This window comes from Neisseria elongata subsp. elongata (assembly GCF_900113545.1).
GTDB lineage: Bacteria > Pseudomonadota > Gammaproteobacteria > Burkholderiales > Neisseriaceae > Neisseria > Neisseria elongata.
Map to the genome: position 1 here is coordinate 239,408 of NZ_FOPS01000001.1, position 14,536 is coordinate 253,943.

The window sequence follows — 14,536 nt, forward strand, 5'->3', positions numbered from 1 at the left end:
CCTTCTTGGCAACGGCCTGCACACAACCGCCGGCCAAACCGCCCTGCCCGCCCGCAAACAAGGAACGCGCCATGCCCGAATCCCGCCGCCTGACCGACGGAGAAACCCGCCTTGCCCGAAGCGTATTCGGCAACCACCTCGACTACGCCGCCGTCCGCATCTGCCGCGCGCCGAAATGGCTGACGGCCGCCGTTTCCCCCAACGGGTCAATATACTACCCTGCGCCGCATTATCTGGACGATTTTTCCCAAGCCGGCACGTCCTACCAAATCTGGCTGATACACGAACTGACCCACGTCTGGCAATGGCAGCACGGCTTCCAAACCTGGCTGGGCGGACTGCTTTTGTGGACGCGGGGCGGCTACCTCGGCCGCCGCGCCTACCACTGCCCCGCCCTCGGCCGCATCGTCAGTTTTGCCGAACTGAATATGGAACAGCAGGCGGAAATACTGGCATCCCATTTTGCCGTTTCCGCCGGATACCGTCCCGCTTCGGCCGAAGAACTCGGGCAATACCGCCGCATTTTGGATGCCTTTTTCCACCAAAGCTGCGGCAACCGCCCGCTGCCGCGCTATTTTGCCCGCATCTGCCCGGCCAAATCTACCGAAAATTGATGAACTTAAACGGGCCGGATACATTTTCCGCCGCAATGAATTGACAAAATCGGAATTAGAGATATAATGCCGCCTTTCTTCCCCGATAGCTCAGTCGGTAGAGCGACGGACTGTTAATCCGCAGGTCCCTGGTTCGAGCCCAGGTCGGGGAGCCAAATTCAGAAAGCCAAGTTTTCGAACTTGGCTTTTTCTTTTTTACACAATATTCCACAATATCCCGTAAGCCGTCTGAAAAACGGCAGCCCGCCGTTGCAGCCCTGTCTGCCATTTCGGTTTATAATGCCGCCTTTTTCCGGCAGAGCGGACAACGTGAAAATCATCATTCTCGGCAGCGGCCAGGTCGGTTCCACCGTGGCGCAGAATCTGGCGGCCATGCCCAACAACGACGTAACCATCATCGATACCGACGAAAACGCGCTGCGCAACATCGGCACGCGGCTGGACGTGCAAACCATCGTCGGCAACGGCGCATCGCCCAGCATCCTGCAATCGGCGGGCGCGGACGACTGCGACATGCTGCTGGCCCTGACGCGGCACGACGAAACCAACCTCGCCGCCTGCAGGATTGCCGCCGACCTGTTCAACATTCCGAACCGCATCGCCCGCGTGCGCCTGAGCGACTATCTGGAATTCGGCAACGAGGAAGAACGCCTCGTATTGGAGGCCTTTGCCGTTACCGATTCCATCCACCCCGAACAGCTGGTTACCGAGCGCATGGCTTCGCTGTTGAGCTACACCAGCGCATTGCAGGTGTTGCGTTTTGCCGACGACAAGGCGCGGATGGCCGTGGTGCAGGCGCACAACGGCGGGCTTTTAGTCAATCAGCCGATTTCTCTGGTGGGCAAACACCTGCCCGACGGCGTGGACTGCCAAATCTGCGCGATTTACCGCAACAACCGCCTGATTGTACCGACGGCGGAAACGGTGATTATCGAAGGCGACGAAGTATTCTTCCTCGCCGACAGCCGCCACGTCAAAACCGTAATGCGCGAACTGCGGCCGCTGGAACAGCGCACCCGCCGCGTAATGATTGCCGGCGGCGGCAACATCGGCTACCGCCTGGCCAAGCAGGTGGAAAACCTCTACGACATCAAAATTATCGAGCACAATCCCAACCGTGCCGAATGGCTGGCGGAAAACCTCGATTCCAGCCTGGTATTGCAAGGTTCCGCCACCGACGAAAACCTGCTGTCGCACGAGTACATCGACGAAATCGACGTATTCCTCGCCTTAACCAACGACGACGAAAACAACATCATGGCCAGCCTCCTGGCCAAAGATTTGGGTGCGAAACGGGTCATCACCATCATCAACCGTTCGCGCTATGTGGATTTGCTGGAGGGCAACCAAATAGACATTGTGGTTTCCCCGCACATGATGACTATCGGCAACATCCTCACCCACATCCGCTTAGGCGATGTCGCGGCGGTTCACCCGTTGCGGCGCGGCCATGCCGAGGCGGTGGAAGTCATCGTCCACGGCACGCCCGAAACCTCCGCCCTGGTCGGCCGCCGCGTGTCCGAAGTCAAATGGCCGTCGGGCTGCCACTTTGCCGCACTGGTGCGCGGCGAAGAAGTAACGATGGGGCATAAGGGCGACGAAAAACTGCAAGACGGCGACCATCTGATTTTCTTCGTGTCCCGCCGCCGCGTGGTACGCGAACTGGAAAAACTGATTCAGGTAAAAGTGGGCTTTTTCGGTTGAGGCCGTCTGAAAACAGCCCCGCGCCCGCACAAACGAAAACACAGCCATGTATAAAATCGCTCCGATCGTCCACGTATTGTCCAAGCTCGCCGTGCTCTACGCCGTCCTGCTGCTCGTCCCCACGTTGGTGTCCTACCTCTACCACGATTCCGCTTTCAACGCCTTCGCCGGAACCGCACTGGCCACGCTGGCCGGTTCGACCGCCGTCTGGGCGGCCACCCGCAAACACGACCGCGAACTGCGCCCGCGCGACGGCTTCACACTGGTATTCCTCCTCTGGCTGGGCTTTGCCGCCATCTCCGCCCTGCCCTTTTACCTTTATTTCCCCAACATCGGCTACACCGACGCTTTCTTTGAAGCCGTCAGCGGCCTGACCACCACCGGCGCCACCGTTATGTCCAGCCTCGACACGCTCGCCCCGTCCCTCAATTTCTGGCGGCACATGATGAACTGGCTGGGCGGCATGGGCATCATCGTCCTGGCCGTCGCCATCCTGCCCATGCTGGGCGTGGGCGGCACGCAACTGTTCAAAGCCGAAATCCCCGGCATCGACAAAGACAGCAAAATGGCACCGCGCATTTCGCAAACCGCCAAACGCCTCTGGCTGGTATACCTGAGCTTCACCCTGCTTACCTGCATGGGCTTGAAATGGGCGGGCATGGGTTGGTTTGACGCGGTATGCCACGCCATGTCCGCCTTTTCCCTCGGCGGCTTCTCCACCCACGATGCCAGCATCGCCTTCTTCGATTCCCCCGCCATCGAAGCCGTACTGATCGCTGCCACCATTTTGGGCGCGGTCAATTTCGCCAGCCACTTCGCCATGGCACGGGAAAAATCGCCCAAACCCTACTGGCGCGACGAAGAAGCCCGCGCCATGCTCACCATCCTTGCCGCCAGCATCGCCGCCGCCAGTGTCTACATGTGGCAACAGGGTTACTACACACCTTTGGAAGCCCTGCGCTACGTCGGCTTCAACTTCGTTTCCATCGGCCTGGCCAACGGTTTTGCCAACGCCGATTTCGCCACCTGGCCGCTGCTGGTTACCCTGTGGATGTTCTTTTTATCCAACGTATTGGCCAATACCGGTTCGATGGGCGGCGGCATCAAAATGGCCCGCGCGCTGGTGCTGGCCAAATTCAGCCTGCGCGAAGTCTCCCTGCTGCTGCACCCCAACGCCGTGCGGACGGTAAAACTCAACCGCCGCTCCATCTCCGACCGCACCGCCATGGCCGTGATGGCGTTTATCTTCGTCTACTTCATGACCGTCGTCATCTTCACGCTGGGGCTGCTGGCCAGCGGCATGGACTTCATCACCGCCCTCTCCGCCACCATCGCCTGCATCACCAACGCCGGCCCCGGACTGGGCGCGGTCGGCCCCGCCGACAACTACGCCGCATTAAGCGGCCTGCAAAAATGGATGTGTGCCGCCGTCATGCTGCTCGGCCGGCTGGAAATCTTCACCGTCTTCATCCTCTTTACACCCGACTACTGGAAAAAATAAACAGGCCGTCTGAAAACGCCCTGCCGCCCCTTCAACTGCAAACGAAAGGCCCATCATGAACAACGACTTAATCTGCTACAAACAAATGCCCGTCTGGACGGCCGACACCATCCCCGCCGCCTTCCTTTCCCGCCACAACACGCAGGAAGGCACCTGGGGCAAACTGCGCGTCTTGGAAGGCCGTCTGAAATTCTACGGTTTGGACGAACACGACAACATCTTGTCCGAAAAAGAACTTTCGCCCGATAGCGGCATCCACACCATCGAGCCGCAGCAGTGGCACAAAATCGAACCGCTCGGCGAAAACTTACGCATGCAACTCGAATTCCACTGCGACAAAGCCGATTATTTCCACAAAAAATACGGCATGACCGCCACCCACTCCGCCGTCAAAGCCGCAACCGCCACCGTCCCGCCCGGCAAAACGCTGGACCTCGGCTGCGGGCAAGGACGCAACGCGCTCTACCTCGCCCTCAAAGGCTACGACGTAACCGCCGTCGATCAAAACCCCAACCCGCTCTACGCCCTCTCCGACCTTGCCGCGCAAGAAAACCTGCCGCTGCAAATCGCGGGCTACGACATCAACGCCGCCGCCCTCGACGAACCCTACGACTTCATCGTCGCCACCGTCGTCTTCATGTTCCTCCAAGCCGGCCGCGTACCCGACATCATCGCCAACATGCAGCAGAACACCGCGCGCGGCGGCTACAACCTGATCGTCTCCGCCATGAATACCGACGACTACCCCTGCCCCATGCCCTTCTCCTTTACCTTCAAGGAAAATGAACTGCGCGACTACTACCAAGGCTGGGAACTGGTCGAATACCGCGAAGAGCCGGGCAACATGCACGCCACCGACGAAGCGGGCAACCCCATCAGGCTCAAATTCGTCACCATGCTGGCACGCAAACCCTAATCCGTCCGGCAACAGGTAAAACGACAAAAAGGCCGTCTGAAAACATGTTTTCAGACGGCCTCAATACAAACAAACTGCCGGCGGTTGAAAAATCCGATTCCGCTTGCAGCCGGTTGTGGTACAGACGGGAGATGTATATCGCCCATTCACTGAATTTTGGATACCAAATCTGCCGTTGAACGTCATTCCTGCGCAGGCGAGGAAATCCGTGCATCGGGTTTTCGGAAATATAGTGGATTAAATTTAAATCAGGACAAGGCGACGAAGCTGCAGACAGTACAAATAGTACGGCAAGGCGAGGCAACGCCGTCCTGGTTTAAATTTAATCCACTATACCTGAAGGCTGCCGCAGGCCGACCCTCTAGAGCGGGAATCACGGCATGGAAGTCCTTCATTAAGCAATAAGCGGCAATAAACAAAGAGGCCGTCTGAAACTTTATGTTCAGACGGCCTCTATACAAACTGCCGGCGGTTTAGAAATCCAATTCCGCTTTCAGCCAATAAGTGCGCGGCATACCGACGACGGCGAAGCTGCGGTCGTATTGGCCGCGCTGCACCTGCCAGTAGTTTTTGTTGAACAGGTTTTCCACCGCGCTGCTGACGGTCAGGGTATTTTTGCCCAGCTTGGTTTTGTAGCGCGCGCCTACGTCAACCAAGGCGTAGGACGGGAAGGCGTATTGTTTTTGCGTGTCTTGGTAAGACTTGCCGAAATACTGCACGCCGCCGTTCAGCGTCAGGCCTTTGGCAAACGGGGTATCCCATTCCACGCCCGCTTTGGCAATCACGCGCGGATTGGCGACTTGTACGCCGCTGACCAGCATATCGCGCGAATTCGGATAATTCTTCACGGTCGATTGCAGGTACATCAGGCCGAAAGTCGGACGCAGGGTTTTGTTCAACAGATTGGCGTATGCGTTGAACTCGATACCTCGACTGCGTTCCATGCCTTGTTCGTCGCCGGCCGCGCCACCTTGCGCTTTATAGCGGGCAAAATCGGAATTGTTGCCGTAGGTCAGCGTTGTTTTCCTAGTTTTTGCATCAGTGGTTGTCTGACCTCTCCAGTAACCCGGACGTTTGATTTGGAATGCGTTCAAAGTGGTAACAAAGTCGCCCCAGTTTTTGCGCACGCCGACTTCAAACTGACGGCTGACGCGCGGTTTGGACATGGTGGTGTTGCCGTCATCATCGGTTTTGATGTCGGCAGGCTCCAAGTCTTCCATGTAGTTGCCGTATACCACCAAATCGGGCTGCGGTACCCATGCAGCCATCAGCATCGGGCTGAAGCGTTTGGCATCGCCGCTTGCTTTGGATTTTTTGTCGGTATATTCGACTGCCTGGAAACGTCCGCCCAAGGTCAGGCGGTATTTGTTGCCGGCAAAGCTCAGCGTATCGGACAAAGCCAGGCTGTTGACTTTGATATTGGCATCGAGGTTGGCGGCGTTTTCCCAAGCGGTCGGATAGTCCGGTTTGAATGAGGCCAGTTGTGCGCCAATATTGCCGTTTGCATCAATCAAAGCACTGCTGCTGCCTGCCGCCGAACCGCGCACGGTGGCACGTTGGCGGATAACGCGGTCAAAAGCCGTACTCCAGTTGTGCGTGACCGGGCCGGTTTCAAATTCGCCGCGTGCGGACAAATTCATGCTCAAGGTGCGGAAATATTGATCGGCCAGGCGCGCCGTGCCGGTATTGTAATCGTAGGCGCGGGCAGTCGTCCTGCCGCTGGCATTGGTATTGGCCGTATCGGTACAAGTGCTGGTCGCGTTCAAGCAAACGGTCGGGGAAATCAGCGTGCCGTAATAGCGCGCTTTGTTGTAGCCGATGCCGCCGGTAATCTGCGCTCTTTCAAACGCATCCCATTCGAAAGTCAGCATATTGGTCTGGCCGACGGTGTTCTGCCAGTTCCACGCAGGCAGCAGGTTGGTTTTGCCGTCGGGCGCATTAAACAGTCCCGCTTGCAGGTTTTGAATATCCTGCATGCGCGCGCGGCCACCGTTGGTTTTGCGTTTTGCGTAGATGGAGTCGAACGCCACGCGCAGTGTTTCGCCGCGATAGTCGGCATTTAAGGCAAATTCTTTGTTGTCTTCGCTGTAACCGTGGCGCGGGGTGTCGCCGTGGCGCAGTTTACCGTTGGCGCGCACGCCGAATTCTTTGTTTTCGCCGAAACGTTGACCCAAGTCGAATGTGCCTTGGGCGCGGTTGTTGCTGAACCAGCCCAAACCGATTTTGCGGTTGCCTTCATCGGCGGCTTTTTTGGTCTCGATATTGACGGAACCGGATACCGCACCTTCAGGGTCCATGCCGTTTACGGCGGTGGACGCGCCTTTAATCAGTTGTGCGGAGCCGACTTGCACGCTGGCCGTACCTTGCGTGCCGTACATACCCGCCAAACCGTTGACGCTGAATTGGCGCGAGTCAAGCTGATAACCGCGGAAATACAGGCCGGTCAGCGTGTTGCTTTCGCCGCCGAACTGCCAAACGGAAGCGTCTTTTTTTGCTACGGCATCCACCAAAGTACGCGCTTCGGTGTTGTTGAGGGCTTGTTCGTCGTAATTGACGACGGTAATCGGCGCGGTGAAAGCGTTGGCTTTACCCAATACGCCCAAGTTCACGCGGTCGCGCATATCGCCGTCGCTGGCGATGGAATAAGAACGGGCGGCTTTGACGCGTCTCGCATCGGCGCGGACTTCCACGTCCTGCAACCCGCCCGACTGTTCGGAAACATTATCATCGGCACAGGCAAATGCAGCGGCAATCATCAAAGGAAGGATGGCTAATCTCTGATTCATATTGTTACCCTATAACTCAAGGTTTGCAAAGGAAAATAAAAGAAAATGATAAGGGTGTGCATTATCCGACAAACCCGGCAAACCTTAAAACAAAATATCCGATTACTTACAAAAATTAACCGGAGATGTTGTAATTTTGTTTCCCATGCTATCTAAGCAATTCTTTTTTCTGCTAAAAAATTTTGACGAAACACTTGTCGCCACCAAATAAGATAATTTATCATTGCGCCCCTTTCAGCACACATCAGGCCGTCTGAAAAAGGTTTGGCATCGACAGATGACTTTTTCAGACGGCCTCCCTTCTTTCCATGAGCATAGAATCCGTCCGTCTTGCCGAACTGATGCCCGCCATCGGCGGCCTGATCCAACCGGCCGCCGCCCTCCAGAAATGGCAGGCCGAATTGAGTGCCACGCCGTTGTGGCTGCTGCAAACCCTGCTCGGCGTCGTTTCGATAGCCGTATGTGCGGTGTTCCTCATCGGCCGCAGCCGTTTCGGCCGCAAGTTTTGGCAGGTATTAAAGCCGTGCATGGGCAGGCGCGGCGCGCTACAGACGTTGGCGGTATCGCTGCTGATGATTGTCCTGCTGCTGACCGAAATCCGACTGTATGTGCTCAATACGTTTTTGAACAGCAGCGCGTACAGCGCGATGCAGGACAGGCTGGCCGACGTATTTTGGAAGGCGGTATTGATTAACGCCGCCTTGATGATGATCCGCTCGGTAAACCTGATTATCAACGACTTCCTCGACCAAGCCCTGGCCATCAAATGGTCGGAACAACTCAACCGCGTGCTGACCGAAAACTGGCTGGCACGGAAAAACTACTACCGCCTCCAAATGCGGCGCGACGCGCCCGACAACATCGACCAACGTATCCAGATGGACGCGCAGGACTTCATAGTTTCCACCATCACCTTCCTGCGCGGCATGCTCAATTCAATCGTCTCCACCATCGAATTCACCATCGTCTTATGGGGGCTGGCCGGCATCCTGCCGGTATTCGGCTTTGAAATCCCGCACGGCATCGTCTTCCTCGTCTACATCGCCATCCTCGCCGCCACCGCGCTGGCCATGTGGATAGGCAAACCGCTGATCCGTTCCAATTATGAAAACGAACACCTCAACGGCGACTACCGCTATTCCCTCGTCCGCATCCGCGACCATTCCGAAAGCATCGCCTTCTACAACGGCGAATGGCAGGAAGAAAAACAGCTCAAAGAACGCTTCCGCGCCATCGTCCGCAACCGCTGGCGCATAGCGCGGCAAAGCATCGGCCTCAGCGGCTTCAACGACGTCTTCAGCCAAATCATGCAGCTTCTGCCGCTGATGCTGCAGGCTCCGCGCCTGTTTGCCGGACAAATCAAAATCGGCGACGTCCAACAAACCGTCCAATCCTTTGCCCGCCTGCAAAAATCGATGTCCTTCTTCCGCAATTTCTACAAAGACTTCACCGTCTACCGCGCCCGGCTCGACCGCTTGAGCGGCTTTATGGACTACCTCGACGCGCCGCAAACCGCCGACCGGCCGCAGGAAGAAGAAATTTCAGACGGCCTGATACTGGAAAACGTCGGCTTGAAGCGCAACAACGGCGACACCCTGCTCTCCGGCATCAGTTTCCGCGCCGAATGCGGCGACTCACTGCTGATCCAAGGCCCCAGCGGCTGCGGCAAAACCTCCCTGCTGCGCACGCTGGCCGGACTGTGGCCTTTCGGCAGCAGCGGGAAAATCAGCCGCCCGCCGCGCAGCCGCACCCTGTTCGTCCCGCAAAAACCCTATATGCCGCAAGGCACGCTGCTGCAATCCGTCTGCTACCCCGACATCGCCACCGACCCGCAAAACGTCGCCGCCGCCCTGCGCGAATGCCGCCTCGGACACCTCGAACCGCTGCTCGATACCGCCGACAACTGGCAGCAACGCCTCTCGCCCGGCGAACTCCAGCGCATCGCCTTCGCCCGCATCCTGCTCGCCGCCCCGCAACTCATCCTGCTCGACGAAGCTACCTCCGCGCTGGACGAACCGACCGAAGCCATGCTCTACACCTTAATCCGCAACCGCCTGCCCGACAGCATCATCATCAGCATCGGCCACAGGGGCTCGCTGGCCGCCTTCCACAACCTCAACCTCACCGTCGGCAGCCTGCCCGACCTGCCCTGCGACTCCGCCCAACCCGCCTGAGCGCGCACCTTTTAAGGCCGTCTGAAAACACCGCATCCGAAGAAATACATGTTTTCAGACGGCCTCCCGATGTTTGCCTATGCTAAAATCCGCACCGTTTGACGGCACACAAAACCACATAAAGGACGGACAATGGCAGGCAACACTTTCGGACAACTCTTCACCGTTACCACTTTCGGCGAAAGCCACGGCGCAGGTTTGGGCTGCATCATCGACGGCTGCCCGCCCGGACTGGCATTGAACGAATCAGACATCCAAGCCGACCTCGACCGGCGCAAACCCGGCACCAGCCGCCACGTTACCCAACGCCGCGAAGCCGACCAAGTCGAAATCCTCTCCGGCGTCTTCGAAGGCAAAACCACCGGCACCCCCATCGCCCTCTTAATCCGCAATACCGACCAACGCAGCAAAGACTACGGCAACATCGCCACCAGCTTCCGCCCCGGCCATGCCGACTATACCTACTGGCACAAATACGGCACGCGCGACTACCGCGGCGGCGGCAGGAGCTCCGCCCGCGAAACAGCCGCCCGCGTTGCCGCCGGAGCCGTTGCCAAAAAATGGCTGAAAGAAAAATTCGGCACGGAAATCACCGCCTACGTTACCCAAGTCGGCGAAAAAGAAATTCAGTTTGAAGGCTGCGAACACATTTCCCAAAATCCCTTCTTCGCCGCCAACCAAAGCCAAATCGCCGAACTGGAAAACTATATGGACAGCGTGCGCAAATCCTTGGATTCCGTCGGCGCGAAGCTGCATATCAAAGCCGCCAACGTCCCCGTCGGCTTGGGCGAACCCGTATTCGACCGCCTCGATGCCGAAATCGCCTACGCCATGATGGGCATCAACGCCGTCAAAGGCGTAGAAATCGGCGCGGGCTTCGGCAGCGTTGTCCAACGCGGCAGCGAACACGGCGACGAACTGACCTCGCAAGGCTTCCTGTCCAACCACGCCGGCGGCATCCTCGGCGGCATCAGCACCGGACAAGACATCCACGTCAATATCGCCATCAAACCCACCAGCTCCATCGCCACACCGCGCCGCAGCATCGACATCAACGGTGACCCCGTCGAACTCGCCACCCACGGCAGGCACGACCCCTGCGTCGGCCTGCGCGCCGCCCCCATCGCCGAAGCCATGCTCGCGCTCGTGCTTATCGACCACGCCCTACGCCACCGCGCGCAAAATGCCGACGTAGCCGTTGATACGCCCGACATCGCCAAACAGCGCGGATAAAACAGAAAAGGCCGTCTGAAAACCATTTGACAAGGAACAGAGCGATATGAGCACAACTGATTCCCGCCCGTTGCTTCACGTCGTTGCCGGCATCATCCTGAACGGCAAAGGCGAATACCTGCTGTCTTCCCGTCCGGCAGGCAAGCCTTATGCCGGCTATTGGGAATTTGCCGGCGGCAAGGTCGAGGCCGGCGAGAACGAAACCGCCGCGCTGCAACGCGAATTCGAAGAAGAACTCGGCATCCGCATCCATGCCGCCGTGCCGTGGCTGTGCCGCGTCCATTCCTACGAACACGCCCGCGTCCGCCTGCGTTTTTACCGCGTGGCGGCAGACCAATGGTCGGGCGATATACAGGCGCGCGAAGGCCAGGCATGGTCTTGGCAGAAAGCGGGCGACTTCACCGTTTCCCCTATGCTGCCGGCCAACGGCCCGCTGCTCAAAGCCCTCTCCGTGCCGACCGAACTGGCACTCTCCGCCGACGGCGCGCTTTGCGGCGAAAACGGCATGGGCGCATACCGCGTCGTGCCGTATGCGTCGGCCTTGCCGCAGGAAGCGAATATTTTATTGCCCGTCGGCGCACTGCAAACCTCCGGCAGGCCGCCGCAGGCCGAAAGCGTATGGGTAGAGGTGGCGGACGCAAACGAATACCGCGCGGCTGCGGCACATCCGGCAACCGACGTTTTATTGTGGCGCGTGGCGGACGGTTCGGACGCACGGGCCGTGCTCGAAGCTTTGGACGAAGGCTGCTCCGTACCGCTGGCCGTGGCCGCACCCTCCGAAACGGCGGCTGCCTTCCGCAGCGCATGGCTGGCCGCCGGCGCGCAAGCCGTCGTGATAGGCGGATAAGTCCGATAGATGGAAAAACAACGTCTTCCCATCCATCCGCCGCCGTTGTCGGGCAAACAAAATTCAGTCATTTTGAAAGTCAAGATATTTCATCTTGACCTGCGTTAAATTTGGTTAGAATAAGGCCGTCTGAAAAATGCTTTTCATGCTTTTCAGACGGCCTCTTCTTTATTAACTTCCCATATGCGTCCGTTCCCATGTCCTTCTTAGATAAAGCAAACACCGTAGCGCCGGCCGACTTCAACCGCTGGCTGGTGCCGCCCGCCGCGCTGGCGGTCCACCTTTCCATCGGGCAGATTTACGCCTATTCCGTTTTCAACGCCCCGCTGACGAAAGTCCTCGGCATCACCGAATCCGCACCCGGCGACTGGTCGCTGGCCACCGTGGGCTGGATATTCAGCATCGCGCTGGCGGTGCTGGGCGCATCGGCCGCGATGTTCGGCAGATGGATGGAGCGCGTCGGCCCGCGCAAAGCGATGTTCGTTGCCGCCGTCTGCTTCGGGTTGGGCTTCCTCGTCTCCGCGCTGGGCGTGCGGCAGCACAACCTGTGGCTGCTGTATCTGGGCAACGGCGTACTCGGCGGCGTGGGGCTGGGATTGGGCTATATCGGCCCCGTCTCCACGCTGATGAAATGGTTTCCCGACAAACCGGGCATGGCCACGGGCCTGGCGATTATGGGCTTCGGCGGCGGCGCGATGCTGGCCTCCCCGCTGTCGGTGGTGCTGATGGACTTCTTTAAAAGCGCGACTTCGGTCGGCGTGGCGGAAACCTTCGTCGTCCTCGGCATCCTCTATTTCTTCTTCATGCTTTTCGGCGTGCTGACTATCCGCATCCCCGCAGAAGGCTGGAAACCTGCCGGCTTCGTGCCGAAAGCGGGCGGGAAACTGGTCAGCAGCAAGCACGTTACCGCCTCACAGGCCGTCAAAACGCCGCAGTTTTACCTGCTGTTCTGGATTCTGTGCCTGAACGTTACCGCCGGCATCGGCGTGCTGGGACAGGCTTCGGTCATGATACAGGAACTGTTTTCCGAACAATCCGTCGGCGCGGGTGCGGCGGTCGGTGCGGCGGCGGCGGCCGGCTTCGTCGGCCTGTTGAGCCTGTTCAACATGGGCGGCCGCTTTTTCTGGTCCAGCATCTCCGACCGGTTGGGGCGCAAACCGACCTACAACCTCTTCTTCATCCTCGGCGCACTGCTCTATTTCGCCATCCCCTCGTTGGGCGAAAGCGGCAGCAAAACGCTGTTCATCATCGGCTTCTGCGTCATCATCTCCATGTACGGCGGAGGGTTTGCCGCCATGCCGGTATACATCAAAGACCTGTTCGGCACACTGGAAGTCGGCGCCATCCACGGCCGTGTCCTCCTGGCCTGGTCTACCGCCGCCGTGCTCGGTCCCGTGCTGGTGAACTACATCCGGCAGGGACAAATCGACAGCGGCGTGCCGGCGGCACAGGCATACAGCATCACCATGTACATCATGGCCGGACTTCTGATTCTCGGCCTGATCTGCAACCTGCTGGTGCGGCCGGTAAACGAAAAACACCATGCCGACGGCAGCTTCCACATCCCGCACCAAGTGCCGGAAGAAAGCGCGTTTGAAGAAGCGGCGCAGGCGGCGGAAGAAATCGCCCACAGCGGCACGGGCGTGAAACTGCGCTGGCTCGCGGTCGGCATCCCGCTGGCCTACGGCGTGATTATGGTCGCGCTCAAGGTATTGGATTTGTTCCGCTAAACCCGCGCTTCCCGACAGACCGCATCTCGTCAAAGGCAAAGCCGAGGCAGGCTTCCGCCCCGACGCGGCAAATATGGCAATCAAGCCGCGCAGCTTATAAATGCCCATGCCGTCATTCCCGCGTAGGCGGGAATCCAGAGGGTTGTTCTGCGGCAGACTTTAGCTACACCCGAAAATCCAAGGCTCGGACTCTCCGCCTGCGCGGGAATGACGTTTAACACTCGATTCGACATCTGAAACTCAGTGAATCGTTGATATATATTCCGTCCGTACAACAATCAAAGGCCGTCTGAAAAACCGAAACACGGTTTTCAGACGGCCTCCCTGTTTATAGCAGCTTAATGCTTAATGGCGGTGCGCCTGCATTCCTTCCGGTGCTTCCGCGCCTTCGGGCAGGCCGAAGGTTTCGCGCAGCACGACTTTATAGAAGGCGAACGCTTCTTTCGCGCCTTCAATCGCTTCGGCCTGAGCTTCTTCGCTCAAAGGCAGCGCGTTTAAGAGTTCGACGAAGGCACGCCAGTGTTTGCCGCGGCCGGCGGGATGGGGGGCCAAATGGCGCGCGCCTTTTTCTTCGTTGAATTCGAGCTGTTTGGCGTGTTTGAACAAGAAAGCCGCGCCCAAGTTCGAGCCTTCGGCGCAGTAGAGCCAGCCGATGGCTTTGTTACCGGTTTCGTGCGGCAGCGGTTTATCGTATTCGTAAGGCTGTTCGCCCAAGTCGGCCAAATCTTTGACCACGGCATCGTAACGCGCCATGTATTCCAGTTCGGGAATGGCTTTATTCAATTCGGGGTCTTTGTAGATGTGGTCCACCGCTTTGTGGAACACGGATTGCAGTTTCAAAAACTTGATGTAGTTCTCGTTGCTGACGAAGGGTTCGACCGACATCACCAAGTTGTCCACGCTGTCGTGGACGGTGGTGGTTTTTTCTTTGAGTGTTTTGGCAAATGTGGTTTCGTTGCTCATTGTATTTCCTTTCGGGTTGTATGCTTTCAGACGGCCTTTTGCTGCTTCGAAGGCCGTCTGAAAACGGT

Annotated in this window: 10 protein-coding genes, 1 tRNA gene and 1 pseudogene; 10 read left to right on the forward strand and 2 right to left on the reverse strand. The window is 58.2% G+C overall.

Annotation, left to right across the window (positions count from 1 at the left end; translation table 11 throughout):
• The first annotated feature begins 71 nt into the window (after positions 1–71).
• The 6 genes and pseudogenes from BM261_RS01270 to BM261_RS12240 all read left to right on the forward strand — a co-directional run.
• Positions 72–614 (forward strand): type IV secretion protein Rhs, encoded by a 543-nt coding sequence (locus tag BM261_RS01270; RefSeq protein ID WP_074894378.1) that lies wholly within the window; start codon positions 72–74, stop codon positions 612–614.
• A 79-nt stretch (positions 615–693) separates the two neighbouring features.
• Positions 694–769: transfer RNA gene (locus BM261_RS01275), tRNA-Asn, on the forward strand.
• A 154-nt stretch (positions 770–923) separates the two neighbouring features.
• Positions 924–2,318, forward strand: coding sequence for a Trk system potassium transporter TrkA (gene trkA, locus BM261_RS01280; protein WP_049249577.1), 1,395 nt, complete (start codon positions 924–926; stop codon positions 2,316–2,318).
• 46 nt (positions 2,319–2,364) lie between these two features.
• Positions 2,365–3,819, forward strand: coding sequence for a TrkH family potassium uptake protein (locus BM261_RS01285; RefSeq protein ID WP_074894380.1), 1,455 nt, complete (start codon positions 2,365–2,367; stop codon positions 3,817–3,819).
• A 55-nt stretch (positions 3,820–3,874) separates the two neighbouring features.
• Positions 3,875–4,735, forward strand: coding sequence for an SAM-dependent methyltransferase TehB (tehB, locus tag BM261_RS01290; protein WP_074894382.1), 861 nt, complete (start codon positions 3,875–3,877; stop codon positions 4,733–4,735).
• Between the two features lie 225 nt (positions 4,736–4,960).
• Positions 4,961–5,074, forward strand: a pseudogene (locus BM261_RS12240) (IS5/IS1182 family transposase); the annotation flags it as partial.
• A gap of 134 nt (positions 5,075–5,208) precedes the next feature.
• Here BM261_RS12240 and BM261_RS01300 read toward each other — a convergent pair.
• Positions 5,209–7,521, reverse strand: coding sequence for a TonB-dependent receptor (locus BM261_RS01300; RefSeq protein WP_074894386.1), 2,313 nt, complete (start codon positions 7,519–7,521; stop codon positions 5,209–5,211).
• 341 nt (positions 7,522–7,862) lie between these two features.
• On the opposite strand from BM261_RS01300, the gene BM261_RS01305 reads away from it, so the two are divergent.
• From BM261_RS01305 to BM261_RS01320, 4 genes are all read left to right on the forward strand, one after another.
• A complete protein-coding gene (locus BM261_RS01305) occupies positions 7,863–9,695 on the forward strand; it encodes an ABC transporter ATP-binding protein/permease (protein WP_074894651.1) in 1,833 nt (610 codons plus the stop codon).
• Between the two features lie 132 nt (positions 9,696–9,827).
• A complete protein-coding gene (aroC, locus tag BM261_RS01310) occupies positions 9,828–10,928 on the forward strand; it encodes a chorismate synthase (protein ID WP_074894388.1) in 1,101 nt (366 codons plus the stop codon).
• Positions 10,929–10,974: 46 nt separating this feature from the next.
• Positions 10,975–11,775 (forward strand): NUDIX domain-containing protein, encoded by an 801-nt coding sequence (locus BM261_RS01315; RefSeq protein WP_074894401.1) that lies wholly within the window; start codon positions 10,975–10,977, stop codon positions 11,773–11,775.
• Positions 11,776–11,972: 197 nt separating this feature from the next.
• Positions 11,973–13,505 (forward strand): L-lactate MFS transporter, encoded by a 1,533-nt coding sequence (locus BM261_RS01320; RefSeq protein ID WP_074894403.1) that lies wholly within the window; start codon positions 11,973–11,975, stop codon positions 13,503–13,505.
• Between the two features lie 345 nt (positions 13,506–13,850).
• Here BM261_RS01320 and BM261_RS01325 read toward each other — a convergent pair whose 3' ends face one another.
• Positions 13,851–14,468 (reverse strand): biliverdin-producing heme oxygenase, encoded by a 618-nt coding sequence (locus BM261_RS01325; RefSeq protein WP_074894405.1) that lies wholly within the window; start codon positions 14,466–14,468, stop codon positions 13,851–13,853.
• Between the last annotated feature and the right edge of the window lie 68 nt (positions 14,469–14,536).